Origin of the sequence: Achromobacter sp. JD-1, from assembly GCF_038594925.1 — a bacterium.
Classification (GTDB): Bacteria; Pseudomonadota; Gammaproteobacteria; order Burkholderiales; family Burkholderiaceae_B; genus Achromobacter; species Achromobacter spanius_C.
In genome coordinates this window covers 147,086-168,125 of record NZ_JBCGCS010000011.1, presented here as the reverse complement: position 1 = coordinate 168,125, position 21,040 = coordinate 147,086, and the positions used below count along the sequence as shown (strand labels likewise).

Here is a 21,040-nt window from a genome sequence, read left to right as displayed (position 1 = left end):
GTGCTTTTTCGCCCACGGTTTTTTGCAAATACGCGCCCGGCCTGTGGCACACTTGCCGCGTTTCTCATCTGGAGCCCGGTCGGTGCGTGGCAAACCCCCATTTCGCGGCGGCGGCAAGCTGACCGCCCTGATCGTCGCCCTGATCCTTGCGGCGGCGGGCGCCATCGTCAATTGGCTGCAGCCCTCGGGGCGCGGCGATTCCTCCCCAGCCTCGCGGCAACCCCAATCCCAAAGCACACCCGCGCAGCCGTCCGCGCCTTCCTCGCGGCCTGGCCCCGCGCTGTCGAGCGGCATACCCGCGGGCAGCTACACGCTGACCGGCGCGATCGTCAACGTGGCTGACGGCGACACCGTCACGCTGCGCGCCAGCGGTGGCCAGCGCCGCATCCGCATGGACAGCATCGATGCGCCCGAAGAGGGCCACGGCGCCGACCAGCCCGGCCAACCCTATGCCGAAGCCTCGCGCAAGCATCTGGCCGACCTGGTGGCGGGCAAGACCCTGACCGCCCAGTGCTACGAACAAGACCAATATGGCCGCGACGTATGCGCGCTGATCCTGGAAGACGGGCGCTCTGCCAACCGCTTGCAGGTGGAAGCGGGCTACGCCTGGGCCTACACCGCCAGAAAGGGCGCATACCTGCGCGACAAGGCCCTGCCTGGCCTGCAACGCCAGGCCAAGGACGCCAAGCGCGGCCTGTGGGCGCAGCCCGCCGCCATGCAGCCCTGGAAGTGGCGCTATGACTGCTGGCGTCAGCGCCAGTGCGGATGATGCGGGCCAGCGGGCGTCCGGGGCCCTCGACGGCGCCCCGCTACTCGCTAGGGGGATGCCAGGGTACTGGCCCCGTCCCGCGTTTGCTATTCTCTGTCGCAACGATTTGAAGGGAAGGTTTCCATGCTTGCTATGAAGCGGCTCGGGGCAACAGCCATGCTGATGTTGCTGGCGCTGGCGGGCTGCTCGAAAGAAGGGCCCATCAACAGCCCGTATCCGTCCGGCGCCGAAAGTCAGAACACGTTCTACTCTGCGTTCGTTCAGCGTTCGCCCAAGTACCTGGACCCGGCAAGCTCTTATTCCGGCGACGAAACGCCCTATACGTACAACATCTACGAGCCCTTGTACGGCTATCACTATCTGAAGCGGCCCTACGAACTGGTGCCGCGCGCCGCGCAGTCCATCGATCCGCCGCAGTATCTGGACGCCCAGGGCCAGCCGCTGCCGGCCGATGCGCCGGGTGAGGCCATCGCCGAAAGCGTTTACGACATCAAGATCCGGCCGGGCGTGCGCTACCAGCCGCATCCCGCCTTTGCCCGCAAGGCGGATGGCAGCTACGACTACTACCCGCTTGCCGACGGCGAACTCAAGGACAAGTACTACATTCCCGACTTTCCGCGCACCGGCACGCGCGAGCTGACGGCGGACGACTACGTCTATGCCTTTCGCCGCCTGGCCAGCCCGCGCGTCGTGTCGCCCATCTATTCGGTAATGGCCGACCACGTGGTGGGCATGCAGGAATATGGCGACCGGCTGCGCCAACGCGACCAGGCCGCGCGCCGCGATCTTCCCGGCGGGGGCGCCGCCACGTGGCTGGACCTGCGCGAGGCCGACGGCTTTACCGGCGTGCAGGCGCTGGATCCGCACACGCTGCGCATCCGCGTCAAAGGCAAGTATCCGCAGTTCAAATACTGGCTGGCCATGACGTTCACGGCGCCCATTCCCTGGGAGGCCGACCGCTTCTACAACCAGCCCGGCATGGCCGAGCACGACCTGTCCTTGAACACCTGGCCGGTCGGCACGGGCCCTTACATGATGGCGGAATCATTGCAGAACCGCCGCCACGTGCTGGTGCGCAACCCCAACTACCACGGCGAAGCCTACCCCTGCGAGGGCGAGCCCGGCGACAAGGAAGCCGGCCTGTTGGCCGACTGCGGCAAGCCCACGCCCTTCATCGACCGCGCGGTGTTCAGCCTGGAAAAAGAGGCCATCCCGCTGATCGGAAAATTCATGCAGGGCTACTACGACGTGCCGCAGATCGAACGCGGCGAATACGGCGTGGCCATGCTGGTGGCCGCGGGCGACAGCCAGGACAAGGCCAAGCAGTACCGCGAGCACGGCATCCGCCTGCCGACCACGGTGGAAACCGCCAACTGGTACATGGGCTTCAACTGGCTGGACCCGGTGGTGGGCAAGGGCGACACGCCCGAGCAGGCGGAAAAGAACCGCAAGCTGCGCCAGGCCATCAGCATCGTGTTCGACTGGGAAGAATTCGTCACCGTGTTCGAAAACGACCAGGCCTCGGTGGCGCAAGGGCCGGTGCCGCCTGGCGTGCTGGGCTACCGCGAACCGCCCGAAGGCGTGAACCCCGTCGTCTACAACCTGGTGGACGGCAAGCCGGTGCGCAAATCCGTGGACGTGGCCAAGCGCCTGCTGGCCGAAGCGGGCTACCCGAACGGACGCAGCGCCGAGACCGGCGCGCCGCTGGTGCTGTATTACGACGCCATGCAAGGCGGCGGCTCGAACCCGCGCTTTGACTGGATGCGCCGGCAAATGGCCAAGATCGGCGTGCAACTGGACGTGCGATCCACCGACTACAACCGCTTCCAGGACAAGATGAAGCGCGGCGCGGCGCAGATTTTCCTGTGGGGCTGGAACGCCGATTATCCCGATGCCGAAAACTTCCTGTTCCTGCTTTACGGCCCCAACGCCAAGGCCCGCGGGGGCGGCGAGAACGCGGCCAACTACGACAGCCCCGAATTCAACAAGCTTTTCGAACAGATGAAATTCCTGGACGATGGCCCGGAGAAAGAACAACTGATCGCCAAGATGGTGGCGGTGGTGCAGCGCGACGCGCCCTGGATGTTCGGCTATTTTCCGATGTCGGGCGGCGCCTACCAGCAGTGGGTCGGCAACGCCAAGCCTACGCAGATGGTGCGCAACACGCTTCAGTACATGAAGATCGATCCGCAACTCCGGCAGCAGAAGATCAACGAATGGAACGTCCCAAGGTGGTGGCCGATCGGTCTGTTCGTGCTGCTGCTGGCGCTGGCAATCTGGCCGTCCTACGTCGCGCTCAAGCGCCGTGAGCGCCAGACCGCTTTCGGCCCGGCCGTGAAGAAGGAGCATCAATCATGATCGGCTACGTCATCCGCCGGCTGCTGTATGGCGTGCTGATCCTGATCGGCGTGAACCTGTTAACGTTCATCCTGTTCTTCGCGGTCAACACGCCCGACGACATGGCGCGCCTGGCCATCGGCGGGCAGCGCGCCAGCCAGGACGCGGTGGAAAAATGGAAGGTCGAGCGCGGCTACGACAAGCCCTTGTTCTTCAATGCGCAGGCGCAAGGCGTGGCGCAACTGACCGACACCATCTTCTATCAGCGCTCGGTGCCACTGTTGGTCATGGATTTTGGCGCGTCGGATAGCGGGCGCGACATCGGCCGCGAGATTCAGACGCGGATGGGCCCCAGCCTGGCGCTGGCCGTGCCCACCTTCGTGCTGGGGCTGTTCGTCAGCATTGTGTTTTCGCTGACGCTGGTGTATTTCCGCGCCACGCGGTTGGACTTCTGGGGCGTGGTGGTGTGCGTGCTGCTGCTGTCGATTTCCAGCCTGTTCTACATCATCGCGGGCCAGTGGGTGTTCGCCAAGCTGTTGCGGCTGGTGCCGTTTTCGGGGTTTTCGGGCGGGCTGGACGTGGTCAAGTTCCTGGCGCTGCCGGTGCTGATCGCCATCATTTCCCGCCTGGGTCCCGAAGCGCGTTTCTACCGCACGCTGTTCCTGGAAGAAATCGGCAAGGACTACGTGCGCACCGCGCGCGCCAAGGGCCTGGCCGAGCGCGTGGTGCTGTTTCGCCATGTGCTGCGCAACGCCATGCTGCCCATCCTGACCAGCACCGTCGCCGCCTTGCCCTTGCTCTTCATGGGCAGCCTGATCGCCGAATCGTTCTTCGGCATTCCCGGGCTGGGCAGTTACACCATCGACGCCATCAACGCGCAAGACTTTTCCGTGGTGCGCGCCATGGTGTTCCTGGGCGCGGCGCTGTACATCGTGGGGCTGATCCTGGCCGACATTTCCTACACGCTGGCTGACCCCCGCGTTCGATTCGAGTAGCCGCCATGCCCAAGATCGTCTTCCTGTGGACCGACATTGCGCTGTGGCTGATGGTGCTGAGCGCGCTGGCCTACCTGTGGCATGTGCGCCGTAGCCCGAACCTGCGCGCGACCTGGGGGCGCGTGGCGCGCGACACGCCCGCCATGTGCTCGGCCGTCATCCTGGCCGCGTTTACCGTGGTGGGCTTGCTGGACTCGGTGCATTACCGACCGCAATTGCCGCCCGCGCCAGGGGCCGCCGCCAATGCCGCGCCTATTTATGCGCCAGTCGTGAAGTCCGTGCTGGACGGCCTGTTGGCCGGCACGGTGCTGACGCAACCGGAAAGAAACTATTCGCAGCCCTTGGCCACGAAGCTGTTCCTGAAGGAAACCATGTTGGTGGATGACAAGCCGGTGCGCGATTTTCCGCGCCTGCGCGGCGCCGCCACGCATCTGACGGATCCCGATACGCAACACGTGGGCGATGTCTTGAAACGCCTGGGCTGGGGCGTGGCGGGTGGCCTGGGCGTGGCGCTGTTGGCGGCGGCCGTGTTCTACGCCTGCCTGGCGCGCCGCCTGGGGTCGGCGTCGCATGCGGGGCAGGTATTGCTGCGCGGCGAATCGGATGTGCCCTGGCGGGCCATGGCCATCACTTTCGCCCTGTTGTGCATGACAGTCGGCGCGCTGGCGGGCCTGTCCACCGGCTACCACGCGCTGGGCACCGACCGCATCGGCAACGACGTCTTGTGGCAAGCGCTGAAAAGCATCCGCACGGCGCTTGTCATCGGCAGCCTGACCACCATCGCCATGTTGCCGCCGGCCATTATTTTTGGCATTGCCGCCGGCTACTTCAAAGGCAAGGTCGACGACGCCATCCAATACCTTTACACCACCATCACGTCGATTCCTGGTGTGCTGCTGGTGGCGGCCTGCGCGCTGATGATGCAGGTGTACATCGACAACCATGCCGACCTGTTCGACACCTCGGTTGCGCGCGCGGACCTGCGGCTGTTCCTGCTCTGCATGATTCTTGGGCTGACCGGCTGGGCGGGCCTGTGCCGCCTGCTGCGCGCCGAAACCTTGAAACTGCGCGAACTTGAATACGTGCAGGCGGCGCGCGCGTTCGGCGTGTCGCACTGGCGCATCATGGCGCGGCACCTGTTGCCCAATGTGGCGCACCTGGTGCTGATCACGGTGGTGCTGGAATTCTCGGGTCTGGTGCTCTATGAGGCCGTGCTGTCCTACCTGGGCATCGGGGTGGACCCCAGCATGAATTCCTTTGGCTCGATGATCGACGGGGCGCGCCTGGAAATGTCTCGCGATCCCATGATCTGGTGGAGCCTGATGACCGCGTTTCTCTTCATGCTGGCGCTGGTGCTGGCGGCCAACCTGTTTGCCGACGCCGTGCGCGATGCCTTCGATCCGCGCACCCGCCGCTACAAGCCCAGCCGCATGGCGCGTCTGGGCAGCGTGTTCGGCCGCGGCCAAGGCTTGGCCGCCGAAGCGCGTCCCAGCAAATCGGGAGAGACGCCATGAATACTGGGATGAGCAAAAGCCCGAGCCAAAACCCGCCCTTGCTGGCGGTGCGCGGCCTGGAAGTGGACATTGCGGGCGAGGCCGGCATGACGCATGCCGTCAAGCGGCTGGAGTTGGCCATTTCGCGGCGCGAGACTTTTGCGCTGGTCGGCGAATCGGGCTGCGGAAAAAGCATTACGGCGCTGGCCTTGTTGCGCTTGCTGCCAGACGCGGGCCGTATCGTGGGCGGGCAGATCGACCTGGACGGACAAGACCTGAACAAGCTGCCCGAAAGCGCCATGCGCGGTGTGCGCGGCGGCCGTATCGGCATCATCTTCCAGGAACCGTCCACCAGCTTGAACCCCGTCATGCGTGTGGGTGACCAGATCATCGAAACCCTGACGGCGCATACGCCCTTGCGCGGCGCGGCGGCGCGCGCGCGGGCCATTGATTGGCTGCGCCGAGTGGGCATTCCCGAGCCCGAGCGGCGCGTGGACGACTACCCATTCCAGTTTTCGGGCGGACAGAAGCAGCGTGTCATGATCGCCATTGCGCTGGCGGCGGAACCGCTGCTGCTGATCGCCGACGAACCGACCACGGCGCTGGACGTCACGGTGCAAGCGCAGGTGCTGGACCTGCTGGCCGACATCCAGCGTGAAATGGGCATGGCGGTGCTGCTGATCACCCATGATCTGGCGGTGGTGAAGAACGTGGCGCATCACGTGGCGCTGATGCGCGGCGGCGAGATCGTTGAAAGCGCCAGCGCCGATGAATTTTTCCGCGCGCCCAAGCATCCCTATGCGCGGCAATTGTTCGAAGCCATTCCCACCTTTGGCAAGCGTGGAGCGCCGCTGACGGCGCAGGCGCGCGAGGCCATCGCGCAAGACGGCGGCAAGCGCGCTACGCCGCGCGCCGCGCTTGACGCGGGCGGCCTGGTGCTGGATGTGCAGGACCTGAAGGTGCATTACCCGGTGCGCAAAGGGCCCTTGCGGCGCACCGTGTCCTGGGTCAAAGCCGTGGACGGCGTGACGTTTACCCTGCGCGCGGGCGAAACGCTGGCCCTGCTGGGCGAGTCCGGCTGCGGCAAGACCACTACGGGCAAGGCGCTGCTGCGGCTGATCGACGGTGCCCGCATCTCGGGCCGCGCCATGCTGCAAGGCAAGGACTTGCTGGCGGCCGACCGCCGCACGCTGCGCGATCTGCGGCAAGACATCCAGATTGTGTTTCAAGACCCCTATGCCTCGCTCGACCCGCGCATGCGCGTGGGCGACATCCTGGATGAAGGCCTGGCGTCGTTGCGGCGGGGCATGAGCCAGCAAGCACGCGCCGCGCACGCCGCGCAACTGATTGAGCGCGTGGGCTTGCCGGCCAACACGCTGACGCGCTATCCCCATGAATTCTCGGGGGGCCAGCGCCAGCGCATCGCCATTGCGCGCGCGTTGGCCGTTGAACCCAAGGTCCTGATCTGCGACGAACCCACGTCCGCCCTGGACGTGTCGGTGCAGGCGCAGATCCTGGATCTGCTGCGCGAGCTTCAGAGCGAACTGGGCATTGCGTATCTGTTCATCACGCACAACTTCGGTGTGGTGGAATACCTGGCGGATCGCATCGCCGTCATGGATGGCGGGCGCATCGTTGAACTGGGCGATGCCGATACCGTTCTGCACGCGCCGCGCCAGGAATTGACGCGCCGGCTACTGGCGGCGGTGCCGCGCCTGGAGTTCGGTACGTCAAGCGTGGACTGAACCGCGGCTCAACGGCGTGCGGATCAGGCAGCTTGTGCTTCCATGAAAAGAATGCGCCCTGATTCCTTGAAATCAGGGCGCGTGGCGAACTGGCGTCGCGGCTGACGCCAGCCGGCTTACTGCTCGTCGCGATGCGCGCTGGGCGTTTCCAGCCACACCAGCGTGTCGTGCCGCAAGGCGCGCACGCATTGCGCCAGGAAGGCATGCACGCTTTCCAGCTCGGCCGTGTCGTAGCGCCGCGCCATCAGCGTCACCGCGTCCGCCACCCATTGGCGCTCCTGCGCCAACTGCTGGCACTGTTCCTCTACCGGCCGGATCACGATCATCCTGCGGTCCAGCGGATGGCGGCCGCGCTGCACGTAGCCCGCCGCCTCCAGCCGGTTGATCAAGGCGGTGGCGCCGCCCGAGCTGATGCCCATCAGTTGGGCAAGCTGCCCGGTGGGCAAGGCGTCGAATTCCATCACCAGTTCCAGCGCTTTCAGATCAGCCAGGGCAATACCCAGCTTTTCCGCCAGGGCCGACTGGCACGCGGCGTTGTACACCGAAATCTGCCGGCCCAGCATCAGGGCGATATCGTCAAGCATGCCTGGTCGCAGGTCACTCGTGCGGGATTCAGGCATCACGGTCACATGCTCATGGTGAAGGATCGTTTGTTGTTGCAGCATGATGTCGCTCCGTAGCGGATAGATCGTTTACTTCTGCGCCGACAAGCCGCCGAGCAGGCCGCCCAGCAAGCCGCCGTTAGTGGTGCCGCCCGCCGTCGTACCGCCCGTCAAGCCGCTTGTGACCCCGCCCAGCAACCCTCCCAGCAAGCCGCCATTGGCAGCCGTGCCCGCGCCACCGGCGCCCGCATTGGCGCCCGTGCCGGTCGTGGCGCCTGTGGTCACACCGCCAACCACGCCACCCAGCACGCCGCCCAGCAAACCGCCACCGACACCACCCGCGCCACCCGCGGTGCTTCCGCCGATGCCGCCTGTCACGCCGCTCAGCAGACCGCCCAGCAGGCCGCTATTGGCGCCACCGGCTGCGCCACCCGTTGCGCCACCCACTGCGCCCGTCACGCCGCCAAGCAGGCCGGTCACCGGCGCCAGCAGGCCACCCACACCGCCCGCGGCCGGGGTGCCTCCGATGCCGCCGACGCCACCCAGGATGCCGGTGATGGGGCTGAGCAAGCCGCCCGTGCCGCCGCCGGTCAGACCACCCGTGGCGCCACCCAGGCCCAGGCCGCTGGTCAACGAGGCGACCGCGCCGGTGGCGTTGGTCAGCGTGGCACCCAGCGGATTCGTATTGCCCGGCGTGGCGTTCAGCAGGCCGCCAGCGCTTGCGACCGCGCCGCCCAGGCCTTGCAGAACTCCGTTCATGCCTGCCGTGTTGCCAGGCAGCGTGCCGCCGGCGCCGGCCACCGTGCCGCCCAGGCTGGAGAGCAGCCCGGCCACCGGTGCGCCCAGATTGGTGGTTGCGCCCACTTGTTGCGTCAGGTTCGTGACCACGCCGGCGACCGGCGCCACGTTGACGTCCAGCGCCGCGCCGACGCCGCCCAAGGCCGGTTGCAGGCCCAGCGGCAGCACGTTGTCCACGGCATTGCCGGTATTGGACAACGCGGGTTGCAGTAGGGGGCTGCCCGTGCCATCCAACACGCCGCCCGTGACGCCGCCCAGTGCTTGGGTGACGGGGTTCAGCAAGCCGCCCTGGTCCGACAGGCCAGCGGTCAGCGCGCCCACGGCGTTAGTGGCGTTGCCCAGCACGGTCGTCAAAGGCATGGGGTTGGCGGGATCCGCATTCAGCAGATCTCCCGCGCTGGACACGGTCTTGCCCAGGCCGTCCACCAAGCCGCCTGCGCCTGTGCCCAGGCCACCCGGCAGACCGGCGCTCTTCAGGGTCGTGCCCAGGTCGCTGACCAAGCCGCCTGCTTGCGTTGTGATGCCATCCACGGGGGCGCCCAGGCCGGTCGTGGCGCCGATTTGCTGCGTCAGGCCGACCACGGTATCGGCCACGGGCGCTATGGTGGGATCCAGCGCCTTGCCCACGCCGCCCAGCGTCTCGCCCAAATTCAGGGGCAGGGTATTGTCGACGGCGTTGCCGGTGTTGCCCAGGGTGGTTTGCAGCAAGCCGGCGGTGACGGGATTGACCGGGTTGTTGGGATCGGTACCGCCGGGGTTGGTGGGGTCCGTGCCGCCGGGGTTGGTCGGAACATCCGTGCCAGGCAGGCCGGCGGACCGGTTGCTGCCACCACCACCGCCGCAAGCAGACAATGCGCCAGCCAAGGCAGCTGCCATGACGGTGGCGGTCAGAATACGTTGAATGCGGTTTGCTTCAATCTTCGATTGCATGACGAGCTCCTCGGGTTGGATGGTCAAGGCAAAGAAACTGCCCGATACGCCACTACATGCATAAACCGTGCCAATATTTTTCAATGCCTGTGAAAATGCATTGGGGTGGAATTTTCAAACAAAAAAATCCTTTGTTTATCAATGCCTTGAGTGGCCTATAAAGGGTTTTTACTAATTCTTGAAAATCGCAATGTTGCGACGACGAGAAGCCTGCGAATGTTACGAATGGTCGGTTATCCGCCGTTACGTTACGGGCGACGTTACGTAACGTCGTGTATGAAACGTCGCCTGTATAAGCGTTGTCGGCGCGGGCAGTGCGGCCATGAAAAAGCGCCTGTCGTAACAGGCGCTTCAGGAAACAAGCGGGGGGTGGGCGTGGCGGCCGTCAGAACGCGTCGTAAAACAAGGAGTAGTTCGCGTTGAAGCGCACGTCGTGGTCGTTGTTGATCGTGGCGGACCCGATGGGCTTGGCCACGTTGAAGTCAAACAGATAGTATTTATCGTCCGTGAAGCGCAAACCCAAGGCCACCGATGACAGATGGCGCTGGTTCAACGCCTGCAGGTCTTTGTTGTTGTACCAGGTGCGCGCATAGTCGATCAGCGCATACGGCTGCACACTGGACAGGTATTCCCAGCCGGTTCCGAAGCGGCGGTTGACTTCAGCCGACACACCCACGCCTTTGTCGCCGCTTTGCTCGCCCTGGGGGTATCCCATCGCATAGCGCCAACTACCGAACGAGACCTGCTCCGAGGACGGCAGTATATTGCTCGAATATTGAGCCGCGCCCGAGAGTATCAGGCCAAACTGGGCGGGTAGTGCAAACGTTTGTTTGGCGTTCAGGTTATAGCGGGTGAAATCCAGATCCAGAATAGGGGTCGCCGAATAACCATAATTGGTCGATATGTCTTTTTTGGCGCCGGCAGTGTCAAACCCCTTGGATATGCCGCCGCTGACGTCGGTGGTGCGGCTTTCGGAAATCTGAATATATCGTAGTTCGACATTAGCGGCGCGCACACGCGCGTCTTGCTGCAGCCAGCGGTCGGAATTACGCGCTTCATAGCGGTCTTTGGAATTGGCCGCGTACATCCCCACCGTGCCGGTGAGCGAACGCGTGTTGTTCAGCAAAATCGGATAGCTGACGCCGATGCCGATACGGTCGTTCTTGACGCGCCGTTCAAAACCCAGATATTCGATTGCGTCATCCTTGGGTTTGGCGTCGTAGTGATAGCCATCCACCTTGACCGCCAAACCGTCGGGGCCGATGGGCACGCTGATTTCGCCCATGACGTATTTCACGTCGTCGGTATTGAACGGCACCGCAGCGGTGAGTTTGACCTGTTCGCCCAGCGGCGTGAGGCTGTTGGCGCCCATATTGACCAAGGGTTGCATGCCGGTACCCAGGTCGGCTATCCCGCCCGTCAAACTGAACGGGTGCCGGGTGGCGGTCAATACCAGTTCAGTGGCGCCGTCCGCGCGGCGCGGCAAATCCAGGCTGGGGGTGAATTTCACGCCGGGCACCGTGCGCATCAAATTCAACTGGCGCTCAAGCGTGGCCTGTTTGAGCGGACGCTCTTGCGTTAGCGGGCCGGCCAGGGTGTCCAAACGCCCCTGCGCGTTGCCGATATCGCCTTCAATCCGCACGTTGGCAATAAAGCCTTCGACCACGGTCACCACGACCAGGCCATTGGCAAACGTCTGATTCTGTACCAGCGCGAAAGACAGCGGATAACCCTTGTCGCGGTATAGCTGTGTGATCTTGTCGACTTGCTGAACCAGCTCGCCCAAGCTGATTTCCTTGCCCGACAGCGGGCTGAGTATCGCGGAAACCTCGTCGAAGGGAATGGCGTGAACGCCGCTGACGTCGAAGTTCAAGGGGACGATGCGTTGCGCCAGCCTGGCCTGCAACGCCAACTGCTCGGGCGTGGTGGTTTGCACGACGGGAGGCGGTTGCGTGGCGCCGGGCGGTCTTTCAAGCTGCGGCAGGGCGTCAACAGGGTTGCCTCGGAGCGGGCCATCCGCCCGCGCCTGTGCGCCAAGGGCAAAGATACAAACAAGGGCGAGGGTAAGCGAACTTGCCGGGTACGTACGTCTCATTGCCTATATGTCTCGGTTTGCGCCGCCGCCGTCCCGATGAATATTCGATATTGCCAATATATTGAATAATTAAAGGGACATAACATGGGTAAGGGGCTTTCAGTGCGCCGCGGATAGTATGCAGTCAGCGGCGAGTAATAATAACAATTTATTTCATTGTGACCGGACGGGCACGGCAGCATTACAACATATGGAAATTCTCAGGAACGAAAATGTTCACGATTTATAAGGGTTAACTAGGGCATTTTCATCAAATAAGTTCGAATTTTGGTATATCTGTTACATGTCTGTGCCCGCATTATCGTGAATATAGGTAATAACCCTGATGTGTATTAAATGTTAATAGATAAGACTATATAAACGTATCAAAAACATATCGGTTATGAGCCACCGGGAGTTCCCAAAATGGGCGCGCATCACCCCAGTAATGCACGGCGCGATCAACCGATCCCGCTCCTTGGATGCCGGCGTTTTCATCGGAGCCGTTCATGAACCCGGGCGATATCGTTCCGCTTTCATTCAATGGTGGTCTGGTTGCCTTGTCTTTTCTCACGGCGGTGCTGGGTTCATACGTCGCCTTGCTGGCGGCGGCGGGCATACGCACTGAAACTCAGGACGGTGACATCCGTATCGGTTACATCATCATCGGCGCCGTGGCGATGGGCGGCGTCGGAATCTGGAGCATGCACTTCATTGGCATGCAGGCTCAAAACCTGCCATTCGACGTGGGTTATCAGCTTGGCCTGACCACACTGAGCTTCGTCGTGGCCGCCGGTTTTTCCGGTTGGGCGTTCTGGTATGTCGGCCGCGCCAACTTCACGTTCGGCCGTTGCGTGATGGGCGGTTTGGCCGCTGGCTTAGGGGTGGCCGCCATGCATTATCTGGGCATGGGCGCCATGCGCATGCCGGCCGTGTTGCTGTGGAATTTGCCGATTGTCGTTTTATCGGTGCTTATCGCCGTAATTGCCGCGTCAGCCGCACTGTGGCTGGCATTCAATACTCAGAACGAGTTTCAGCGCGGCGGCGCGGCCATTTTGATGGCGGTGGCCGTGTGCGGCATGCATTACACCGGCGCGGCGGCCGGCACCGTTATCTGCACAGCCCCTCGCGACAGTTCCAGCCTGCAAATCGGTGGGGTCATGTTGCCGTATATCGCTTTCGTGCTGTCCGCGCTCATGTTGCTGATCATGCGTTGGCAATTGCAGCGGGCATCAAACCGTTTCCGTGCGCGCATGGCGCAGCGGATCGACTCTTTCATTGAATCGGCGCCTGTGGCTGAACCAGGCAAGGCGCCCGGCTCCACACTGGGGCCGGGTTAGCAGGGCCCGGTCTGCGAACGAATGCAGGGCATTCGCAAAGCAGAAATACCGGGAATAGGGGGTCGTCGCCGCATCGCGGATCGGCTCAATTATCAAGCGAGTGTCAGGAGTTCGAAATGAAAGCGAAACTTGCGCAGTTCTGGAACGACGAAGACGGCATCACCGCTCTGGAATACGGGCTGATCGCGGGTCTGGTGGCAGTGGCCCTGATCGCTGCCGTGGGCACTTTCACTGATGCCCTCGGCGATATGTTCACGGGGCTCGGCGGCAAGCTCGATACGGCTGGCGGCACTGCCGGCGGTTAATCGCGCCTTGGTGTGCCACGCGTACCGTGCCGGCTCAATGTGGCGAGCCATCGCGGTACGCGGTCTGTATCAGTGGCTTGACCGGGCATGTCCGTCTGGACGAACGCGCCTGCCGTTGAATCTGATTGATAAGAAGGTCCCGCCTTGTATCCAGGGGAAGTGCTGTGGCTGCTGGTGTTCGCATGCTGGAATGGGGTGCTGATCTACAACGATCTGCGCTATCGCCGCGTACCCAACACGTTGATCGTGGCGGGCTTCGCGGCTCAGCTGCTATGGCTGGCCGCCGCCGCGTTCGTGCCCGGATGGATGTTTCCCCCGCGTTGGACGGGTTGGCTGATGACCGTGGCGGGGTTTCTAGCCGCCTTTCTGTTGCTGCCGCTGTGGGGCCGGCGCCTGATGAGCGCGGGCGACATCAAGGCCGTCGCCGTTCTGGGGCTGTGGCTGGGCCTGGCGCCGTTGGTGCTGGTGCTGTTGTTGTCGAACCTGCTGGCGGGCCTGCACAGCCTCGGGGTCTTGGTCGTGTCGCGTTATTGGGCGCTGTCGCAACGTTGGCGCCAGGTTCCCTATGCAATGTATCTGGGCATCGCCGCGCTCAGCGTGGTGCTTATGCCCTTGAGTTCGCCCTGGTATTCGTGGTGTTCTTCCTGGTGTTCTACGGCATCCTGACCTACGGGCTGGTGTTTCTTGCTCAGAATTCAGTGACGTTGGCGGCGCAGGATGGCGCGCGCAAGGTTCTGCAATGGCAAGCCGGCACGGCTTCGCTGGCGGCGCGGGCCAACGCCGGACGCGACACGGCGCTGGATATCGCGCAATGGATGTCGTCTATGTCGTCCGCGCCCATCAAGGTGGCGGTGTGCGGCAGCGGGGGCGCCTTGAGCAGCAGCGCTGGCGGCACCTGCAGCGGCCAGCCCCTGGCGCCCGACCAGATTGAAGTGACGGTGTCCTACGCCTATGGCGCGAACCCCTTGATTCCGTCGTTCCCGCTGTTGCAGTTGGCCATGATGCCGGCTTCCAGCGTGTTGAGCGCGCGCGCCACGGTCCACCTGGGCAACACACTGGGCGTAGGGGGCTGACATGAGCCTGCCCAAGCCCGCCCGCCGTGCTCCTCTCCATCCACGACGCTTTTGCGCGCCATTGATCCGTCAACGCGGCATTGCCGCGCTTGAGCTGTCGTTGACCTTGACCATGCTGCTGATCTTCATCTGCGCGGTGGTCGGCTACGGTGTGCTGTTCTGGATGCAGCAACAACTGGCGGCCGCCGCCGGCGAAGGCGCGCGCGCCGCCGTACACGCCCAGATCACGGGCAGCCCGAACGTGCAGGGCGATGCCTGCACCGCTGCCATGAGCGTCTTTTCCTCGGGTTCGGCCGTGGCCTGCGCGACCACCAGCGCCCCGTGCACATGGACCGGATCCGGTGGCCAAGTCGCCAACTGCGCCACCGTCGCCATGACCTACAACACGCAATCCTGGCCCTTGCTGGCCACCTTGCAGTCGTTCATCGTCCTGTTGCCCGGCACCAACAAGGACTGGGTTCCAAGCAGGTTGTCGTCGAAAGCCATCGTACAGATATCGCAAGGGACACCATGAGCAGTCTTAGCAAGATCATCGCGGGCGTGTTGTTGATGGCGGGTCTGGTGCTGGCCTTCCTGGCTTGGCGCCTGGCGTCCCAACCCAGCGCACCGCCAGCCAGCCCGGTTCCGGTGGCCACGGCGCCCGCGCCGGCCGCGCCGCCCGTCAAGTTTTATCCCGTGGTGGTGGCCAAAGAGGCCATTCCCGCCGGCACCCGCATAGACGCCGAAAAAATGCTGACGTTGGCGCAATGGCAGGTGGCGTTGTCCAACAGCTTCGACACCCTGGCGCCCTTGGAAGGCTCGGTGACGCGCGTGGACGTTGCGCCGGGTGACCCCATCGTGCCCAGCCTTTTGGCGCAAGGCCTGGCCAGGCAGCTCAAGCCCGGCGAGCGCGCCGTGGCGATCGCGGTTGACGAAGTAATCGGTGGCGGCAACCGCATCGCGCCCGGCGACATGGTGGACGTGTTCTTCATGGTGGAAAAGAACCAGGAAATTTCGGGAGGCCAGGCCCGGCTGCTTCAGGCGCAATTGCGCGTGCTGGCCTACGGCAAGGCCTCGGTGGATGGCCCGGAAGAAAAGTCGGTGCTGCAACAAGGCCCCAGCCAGCCGGCGCGCACCGCGGTGCTGGCGGTGCCCGTCGAACACATCAACGAGCTGATCCTGGCCAGCCGCGCCGGCCGCCTGCAATTGGCCTTGCGCCCGGTGGGCGACGACGCGGTGCCCGACGAGACGCTGTTCGCCAAGCGCGGCACGGTGTTGGCGACCCGCGCCGACCTGACCCCGGCGCAGCGCGAGGCCTTGCAGGACGGCCCCAATCGTGCGTACGCGGGCGACAGCCTGCTGCAGCTTGAAGGCACCACGCCCGCGGCCCGAGCCCCCGTCAACCGCGTGGCGGCGACAGGCGGCAAAGGCGGCGGCAGAACCATCGAAATCGTGCGGGGAGATAAATCCGAGCGCGTTCGCTATTGACCATCGCTGCGCGTGGCCAGGTGCCGCCCGCGGCTGGACCTTTCAAAATAACTAGATCCGGCACAATGAAGAGATATCAGCGCACCACCATGACTTGCGTCCTGTCGGCCGCGGCGGCGATGACATACGGTGTCGTCGGCCTGGCGCAAACCGGCGCGCCCGCGACAGGCGCGAATGCGCCTGTCCGTGATATCGCGGTGGCCGTCAAGGGCCAGCAATCGCTCATGCTTGACGGCGCCACGCCGCGCCGCATCGCCATCGGGGACCCCGAGGTGGCCGACGTGAAAATCCTGCCGGCCTCGGGCAAGCGCGCGGGCTCGCTGCTGCTGTACGGCAAGAAGGCAGGCACCACGCAGCTTCAGATATGGACCGGCAACAACGCCGCGCCGCAGATCTGGAATGTGCGCGTGGCCTCGTCGGTGCAGGCCGCGCTGGCCAGCCGGGGCATCGACGGCGGCGTCAACGTCGACATCGCCGGTGACCGGGCGGTGGTTTCCGGCTACGCCGAAACGCCCCTGGCACAGATCGCCGCCGCGAAAGCCGCGGCCGCGGCCGTGGGCGACAAGAACGTGGTGGACGTGTCCACTGCCGGCACGGGGGGCGTGGTCCAGGTCGAGGTCAAGGTGGTGGAAGTATCGCGGTCGGTGATGAAGCAGGCCGGCATCAACTTCGCCGCCAGCAATGGCCCGTGGGCAGGCACCAGCGCCCAGTCGCCGGCCGGTCTGGGTTCCCCTCTGGGCTTTACACCCGGCGGCGCCATCGCCTCTGGATTTTCGCTGTTCTACGACTCGAACAACTTTGCGGCGCGCCTGCGCCTGTTGCAAAGCAACGGCATGGCGCGCGTGCTGGCCGAGCCCACGCTGGTGGCGCTGACGGGCCAAAGCGCCAGCTTCCTGGCGGGCGGCGAATTGCCAATTCCGGAAGCGGGCGGCCTGGGCACCACCACGGTCACCTTCAAGCCATTTGGTATCGGCCTGACCGTGACGCCCACCGTGCTGTCGCGCGATCGCATTTCGTTGAAGGTCGCGCCCGAGGCCAGTGAACTGGACTACAGCAACGGCATCGCCATCAACACCAGTTCGGACAGCAGCACGATCATTCCGGCACTGCGCACACGCCGCGCGGACACCACCGTTGAACTGGGCGACGGCGAAAGCTTCGTGATCAGCGGGCTGGTGTCGCGGCAGACCAAGGCCATGGTCAACAAAGTGCCGATGCTGGGCGACCTGCCGATCATCGGTGCGTTCTTCCGCAGCGTCGACTACTCGCAAGAAGACACCGAACTGGTGATCATCGTAACCCCGCGCCTGGTGCGCCCGATTGCGCGCGGCGTGACGCTGCCGCTGCCGGGCGGGCGGCAAGAGGCGGCGGATTCAACTTTCAATGCCTGGGGCTATTACCTGATGGGCCCGGCAAGCGGGCAGCAAATGCCGGGCTTTTCACGGTGAGTAATATGAAGACACATGCCAGCGAGTGGGTTGGCCTGCAAAACGGCAAGCGGTTCCTGTTTTGCTCCAAAGGTGATGGTGTAGCCGCGCAGCTTGGACAGGCGCTGGGGGATATGGGCATGTTGACCCAGGAAACCCCGGGCATCGAAGAGCTGGCGCGGCGCTTGGCCGAGATTGCACCGCAGGTGGTGTTTCTGGACTTCACGCTAAGCGAAGACGAACCGGGCAAGTTGTTCAAGTCGGCGGAGCTGGCGCGCGTGTTGGCGCGCATTGCGCCCACCGTGCCGCGCGTGGCGGTGGGTTTGCTGAGCCAGCCCGAAGGCGCCATCGCCGCGTTGCGGGCCGGCGTCAGCGATTTTGTCGACCCCACCGTTGCCCCCGAGGAAGTGAAAGACGTGGTGTTGCGTCTGTTGGATGTGCCGTCGGGCGGCGGCCGCATGGATGGGTCGCGGCGCAGCGTGCTGCTGTTGGGCGCGCGTCCCGGCGTGGGCACCAGCACGCTGGCCGTGCATCTGGCCGGCATGGTGCAAGACCGCTTGAAGCAGATGCATGCCGCGCGCAGCGCGGCCAACGGCGCCAAGCCCGCAAAGCCGGCCGAGCAAAGCGGCGCCATGCTGCCGCTGGCCAGCCGCGTGGCCTTGATGGACCTGGGCTGGCCCGTGGGCGATTGCCAGCTCTACCTGAATATCGGCAGTGACTTTGATTTTGCCGAAGCCGCGCGCAACCTGCGCCGCCTGGACTCCACCTTGCTGGGTTCGGCGATGGCGCACACCGCCAACGGCCTGAGCGTGCTGGCGTTGCCGCGCGACCTTGCCCAGATGCGCGACGTGTCGCAGTCCGACTCCCTGTTGGTGTTTGAGCGCATGCGCCAGCACTTCGGCGTGGTCGTTGCGGATGCGGGCGGCTTCACGAACCCGGAGTTCGTGGCGGGGCTGGCGCGTTCGTCTCAACAGAACTGGATAGTGACCGACCAAAGCGTCGGGGCGCTGGTGTCGCTGGCCGGCCTGCTGCAAGAGCTTGAGCAACTGCATGTGGACCGCCGCAGCCTGGGCCTGATCGTCAACCGTTACGACGAACGCTATGGCATGACCGCGCAGCAGATCGCCGACCGCTTTCAGTTGGAACTGGTGGGCACCTTGCCCGACCGCACGCTGGCCCTGATGGTCTGCACGAATCAAGGCCACCTGCTGCACGAAGAAGCCGAGCGCGACGTGTATGTGCGCGCGGTGCAGACCCTGGCGGAAAAACTCTGCGCGGAAGAGAACTCTCCCGGCGGGCGGGCAAGCTGGTTGGCCACCTGGCTACCGGGCGTGCACCGCCGCATGATCGTCGGTTAACGGCAAGATTCACGGGGCGGCGGCGGAATCCGACATGATCATGACAGCGACCATAGAATTCGGCGGTGACGGCGACAAGGGCTTTGCTTCGTCGAACCGCTTTCAGGAAGTCAAGACGGCGGCATACGAACACCTGCTGTCCCGTATCGAGGAACTGGGCGCCGAGTTCGGCCGTTGGGCCCGTTCGGCGATCCAGGAATTCGTCGACATCGAAGTCGCCAGCTTCGTGCGCTTGCGCCGCGTGCCGATCAACGAAGGCGAGATGCGCCAGATTGCCGAGGCGCTCACCAAGGAATTGGCGGGCCTTGGGCCCCTGGAAGACCTGCTGGCCGACCCGGCCGTTGAAGATATTCTGATCAACGGCTACGACAACGTGTTCGTGTCGCGGCGCGGGGTGCTGGCGCGCGAGACGCTGCGCTTCACCGACAACCAGCATGTGCTGCGCATCGTGCGCCGCATCCTGGCGCCCATCGGCCGGCGGCTGGACGAGTCCAGCCCCATGGTGGACGCGCGCCTGCCCGACGGCGGCCGCTTGAATGTGGTGATTGAACCGCTGGCCGTGGACGGCCCGATGGTGTCCATCCGCAAGTTTCGCCAAGATCCGCTCAAGCCCGCCGACCTGCTGACGCTGGGCACCTTCGACGAAGATATTTACCGGCTGCTGCACGAAGCGGTGAAGAACCGCTGCAACGTGCTGGTGTCGGGCGGCACCAGCTCGGGCAAGACCTCGCTCTTGAACGCGCTGGCGTTTTTCATTCCGGAAACGGAGCGCGTGGTGACGGTGGAAGACACCGCCGAACTGTCGTTGAACCATCCGCACGTGGTGCGGCTGGAATCGCGTCAGGGCGGGTTTGATGGCAGCGGCGCGGTCAGCATCCGCGAACTGATCCGCAACAGCCTGCGGATGCGGCCCGATCGGGTGGTGGTGGGCGAAGTGCGCGGCGCCGAAGTCATGGACATGCTGCAGGCCATGAACACCGGCCACGAAGGCTCCATGGCCACCATCCACGCCAACTCCGCGCGCGAATGCCTGTACCGCATCGAAATGCTGGCGGGCTTCGCGGGCTTTCAAGGTAGCGAAGACAGCTTGCGCCGGCAGATCGCCAGCGCGCTGGACTTCATTGTGCAGATCGGCCGCCTGTCCAACGGCAAGCGGCGCGTGCTGTCGGTAACCGAAGTCACCGGCATGGGCGATAACGTCATTTCGACGCAGGAACTGTACCGCCACGAAACCTTCACCACGCCCGAGGGCGAGGAAAAAGACCGTTGGAACTGGCTGGGCATACACCCGCACACGCCCAAGCTGGCGAAACTGCGCAACGACGCACGCACCCATGACGCTCCCCCGGGAGACAACGACGGGGGCGGCGGTGGATTCTGGAGCCGGAGGCGCTGATGCAAGACGCTTTGATCCTGGCTGCGTTGGCATTGGTGCTGGCTTCTGGCGCGGTGCTGCTGTGGCGCCACGCCAATAGCGGCGCGCGGCGCGCCGCCAGTTCGGCGTTCCTGGACAACCAGCTCAAGCGGGGTCGCGAAGCGACCGAAGCCGCGCCGTTCGCCGAAGGCGGGCGCGCGCTGCGCAGCGGTTTTTCCAGTTGGGACCGCCTGCTGCTGCTGGCGGGCGTGCGTCAAAGCGTGGGCTTCTATCTGCGGATCGCCATGCCGGTGGCGGCGGGCGCGGTGCTGGCCTGGTTGTTTTTGGGCCCCCTGTCCGGCGTGGTCTCTTTCATCATGCTGGCCGTGCTGACGTACTTCCTGCTCTGGCTGCGCGCCGACAAACGCAGGCGTCGGATGATCTCGCAACTGCCCGCCTTCCTGGACAACATCGTGCGCCTGATCACCATCGGCAACAGCATGGGCGCGGCATTCCAGACGGCGGCGGCCTCCACTGACCAGCCCTTGCTGGAAGTGGTGGAAACGGCGGCCAGCCTGAGCCGGTCGGCCAAGGAACTGGACGCGGCGCTGGTGCAGGTGTCGCGCATGTACGGCTTGAAAGAGCTGTACATGGTGGCCGCCGTGGTGTCGCTGGCCATGCGCTTCGGCGGCCGTAGCGACCAGGTGCTGGAACGCATGGCCGCGTTCATGCGCGACGTGGCCCAGGCCCGCAACGAATTGACGGCCAGTTCCGCCGAGGTGCGCTTGTCCGCCTGGATCCTGGCCTTGCTGCCAGTGGGCATCGCCGGCTTCATCATCGTGGCCAACAACAAGCTTTTCATGGGGCTGTGGGAAGACCCGCTGGGCTTCAAGATGCTGCTCACCGCCGTGGTGTTGCAGATTGGCGGCTGCTATTGGCTGTATCGCATGGCCAAGTCAATTTAAGGGATGGC

General features: G+C 64.4%; 18 protein-coding genes. 15 read left to right on the top strand and 3 right to left on the bottom strand.

What is annotated here, in order from left to right; translation table 11 throughout:
- Window positions 1–82: 82 nt before the first annotated feature.
- The 5 genes from WBR68_RS18495 (at window position 83) to WBR68_RS18475 (ending at window position 7,339) form a co-directional block, all read left to right on the top strand.
- Window positions 83–769 (top strand): thermonuclease family protein, encoded by a 687-nt coding sequence (locus tag WBR68_RS18495; RefSeq protein WP_050449987.1) that lies wholly within the window; start codon window positions 83–85, stop codon window positions 767–769.
- A gap of 123 nt (window positions 770–892) precedes the next feature.
- On the top strand, window positions 893–3,127 hold the full coding sequence (locus WBR68_RS18490) for an ABC transporter substrate-binding protein (protein ID WP_230694940.1): 2,235 nt from the start codon (window positions 893–895) through the stop codon (window positions 3,125–3,127).
- A complete protein-coding gene (locus tag WBR68_RS18485; RefSeq protein ID WP_050449985.1) occupies window positions 3,124–4,101 on the top strand; it encodes an ABC transporter permease in 978 nt (325 codons plus the stop codon). The genes WBR68_RS18490 and WBR68_RS18485 overlap by 4 nt, the downstream gene beginning before the upstream one ends.
- A 5-nt stretch (window positions 4,102–4,106) precedes the next feature.
- Window positions 4,107–5,615 (top strand): ABC transporter permease, encoded by a 1,509-nt coding sequence (locus WBR68_RS18480; protein ID WP_127185154.1) that lies wholly within the window; start codon window positions 4,107–4,109, stop codon window positions 5,613–5,615.
- 8 nt (window positions 5,616–5,623) lie between these two features.
- On the top strand, window positions 5,624–7,339 hold the full coding sequence (locus tag WBR68_RS18475; RefSeq protein WP_230694939.1) for an ABC transporter ATP-binding protein: 1,716 nt from the start codon (window positions 5,624–5,626) through the stop codon (window positions 7,337–7,339).
- A 116-nt stretch (window positions 7,340–7,455) separates the two neighbouring features.
- On the opposite strand, the gene WBR68_RS18470 is transcribed toward WBR68_RS18475, so the two are convergent.
- The 3 genes from WBR68_RS18470 to WBR68_RS18460 form a co-directional block, all read right to left on the bottom strand.
- Window positions 7,456–8,004 carry a MarR family winged helix-turn-helix transcriptional regulator gene (locus WBR68_RS18470; protein ID WP_050449982.1) on the bottom strand — a complete coding sequence of 183 codons (549 nt, stop codon included), beginning with the start codon at window positions 8,002–8,004 and terminating at the stop codon, window positions 7,456–7,458.
- A gap of 27 nt (window positions 8,005–8,031) precedes the next feature.
- Window positions 8,032–9,669: a collagen-like triple helix repeat-containing protein gene (locus WBR68_RS18465; protein WP_230694938.1), complete on the bottom strand. Its 1,638-nt coding sequence runs from the start codon at window positions 9,667–9,669 to the stop codon at window positions 8,032–8,034.
- 385 nt (window positions 9,670–10,054) lie between these two features.
- The gene (locus WBR68_RS18460) at window positions 10,055–11,764 is read right to left on the bottom strand and encodes a ShlB/FhaC/HecB family hemolysin secretion/activation protein (protein ID WP_050450323.1); all 1,710 of its coding nucleotides are present in this window, start codon (window positions 11,762–11,764) and stop codon (window positions 10,055–10,057) included.
- Between the two features lie 488 nt (window positions 11,765–12,252).
- Here WBR68_RS18460 and WBR68_RS18455 point away from each other — a divergent pair, with 488 nt between their 5' ends.
- The 10 genes from WBR68_RS18455 (at window position 12,253) to WBR68_RS18410 (ending at window position 21,032) form a co-directional block, all read left to right on the top strand.
- The gene (locus tag WBR68_RS18455; protein ID WP_050450324.1) at window positions 12,253–13,083 is read left to right on the top strand and encodes an MHYT domain-containing protein; all 831 of its coding nucleotides are present in this window, start codon (window positions 12,253–12,255) and stop codon (window positions 13,081–13,083) included.
- 116 nt (window positions 13,084–13,199) lie between these two features.
- Window positions 13,200–13,388, top strand: coding sequence for a Flp family type IVb pilin (locus WBR68_RS18450; protein WP_050450325.1), 189 nt, complete (start codon window positions 13,200–13,202; stop codon window positions 13,386–13,388).
- Between the two features lie 144 nt (window positions 13,389–13,532).
- Window positions 13,533–14,054 carry a prepilin peptidase gene (locus WBR68_RS18445; RefSeq protein ID WP_230694937.1) on the top strand — a complete coding sequence of 174 codons (522 nt, stop codon included), beginning with the start codon at window positions 13,533–13,535 and terminating at the stop codon, window positions 14,052–14,054.
- The gene (locus tag WBR68_RS18440) at window positions 14,024–14,461 is read left to right on the top strand and encodes a TadE/TadG family type IV pilus assembly protein (protein ID WP_370641248.1); all 438 of its coding nucleotides are present in this window, start codon (window positions 14,024–14,026) and stop codon (window positions 14,459–14,461) included. Before WBR68_RS18445 ends, WBR68_RS18440 begins: the two co-directional genes overlap by 31 nt.
- Window position 14,462: 1 nt before the next feature.
- Entirely contained in the window at window positions 14,463–14,975 is a 513-nt protein-coding gene (locus WBR68_RS18435) for a TadE family protein (protein WP_230694935.1), read from the top strand.
- Window positions 14,972–15,928 (top strand): Flp pilus assembly protein CpaB, encoded by a 957-nt coding sequence (gene cpaB, locus WBR68_RS18430; RefSeq protein WP_230694934.1) that lies wholly within the window; start codon window positions 14,972–14,974, stop codon window positions 15,926–15,928. Before WBR68_RS18435 ends, cpaB begins: the two co-directional genes overlap by 4 nt.
- 65 nt (window positions 15,929–15,993) lie before the next feature.
- The gene (locus tag WBR68_RS18425) at window positions 15,994–17,376 is read left to right on the top strand and encodes a type II and III secretion system protein family protein (RefSeq protein ID WP_127185148.1); all 1,383 of its coding nucleotides are present in this window, start codon (window positions 15,994–15,996) and stop codon (window positions 17,374–17,376) included.
- The gene (locus WBR68_RS18420) at window positions 17,373–18,713 is read left to right on the top strand and encodes a MinD/ParA family protein (RefSeq protein WP_050450331.1); all 1,341 of its coding nucleotides are present in this window, start codon (window positions 17,373–17,375) and stop codon (window positions 18,711–18,713) included. The genes WBR68_RS18425 and WBR68_RS18420 overlap by 4 nt, the downstream gene beginning before the upstream one ends.
- Window positions 18,714–18,747: 34 nt before the next feature.
- Window positions 18,748–20,109: a CpaF family protein gene (locus WBR68_RS18415; protein WP_230694933.1), complete on the top strand. Its 1,362-nt coding sequence runs from the start codon at window positions 18,748–18,750 to the stop codon at window positions 20,107–20,109.
- Entirely contained in the window at window positions 20,109–21,032 is a 924-nt protein-coding gene (locus tag WBR68_RS18410) for a type II secretion system F family protein (protein WP_230694932.1), read from the top strand. Before WBR68_RS18415 ends, WBR68_RS18410 begins: the two co-directional genes overlap by 1 nt.
- The last annotated feature ends 8 nt before the right edge of the window (window positions 21,033–21,040 follow it).

Coding starts and splice junctions, on each gene's coding strand:
- WBR68_RS18480 (WP_127185154.1), top strand. CDS start 4,107: ATGCCCAAGATCGTCTTCCTGTGGACCGACATTGCGCTGTGGCTGATG.
- WBR68_RS18465 (WP_230694938.1), bottom strand. CDS start 9,669: ATGCAATCGAAGATTGAAGCAAACCGCATTCAACGTATTCTGACCGCC.
- WBR68_RS18415 (WP_230694933.1), top strand. CDS start 18,748: ATGATCATGACAGCGACCATAGAATTCGGCGGTGACGGCGACAAGGGC.
- WBR68_RS18435 (WP_230694935.1), top strand. CDS start 14,463: ATGAGCCTGCCCAAGCCCGCCCGCCGTGCTCCTCTCCATCCACGACGC.
- WBR68_RS18475 (WP_230694939.1), top strand. CDS start 5,624: ATGAGCAAAAGCCCGAGCCAAAACCCGCCCTTGCTGGCGGTGCGCGGC.
- WBR68_RS18455 (WP_050450324.1), top strand. CDS start 12,253: ATGAACCCGGGCGATATCGTTCCGCTTTCATTCAATGGTGGTCTGGTT.
- WBR68_RS18490 (WP_230694940.1), top strand. CDS start 893: ATGCTTGCTATGAAGCGGCTCGGGGCAACAGCCATGCTGATGTTGCTG.
- WBR68_RS18460 (WP_050450323.1), bottom strand. CDS start 11,764: ATGAGACGTACGTACCCGGCAAGTTCGCTTACCCTCGCCCTTGTTTGT.
- WBR68_RS18450 (WP_050450325.1), top strand. CDS start 13,200: ATGAAAGCGAAACTTGCGCAGTTCTGGAACGACGAAGACGGCATCACC.
- WBR68_RS18485 (WP_050449985.1), top strand. CDS start 3,124: ATGATCGGCTACGTCATCCGCCGGCTGCTGTATGGCGTGCTGATCCTG.
- WBR68_RS18425 (WP_127185148.1), top strand. CDS start 15,994: ATGAAGAGATATCAGCGCACCACCATGACTTGCGTCCTGTCGGCCGCG.
- WBR68_RS18470 (WP_050449982.1), bottom strand. CDS start 8,004: ATGCTGCAACAACAAACGATCCTTCACCATGAGCATGTGACCGTGATG.
- WBR68_RS18410 (WP_230694932.1), top strand. CDS start 20,109: ATGCAAGACGCTTTGATCCTGGCTGCGTTGGCATTGGTGCTGGCTTCT.
- cpaB (WP_230694934.1), top strand. CDS start 14,972: ATGAGCAGTCTTAGCAAGATCATCGCGGGCGTGTTGTTGATGGCGGGT.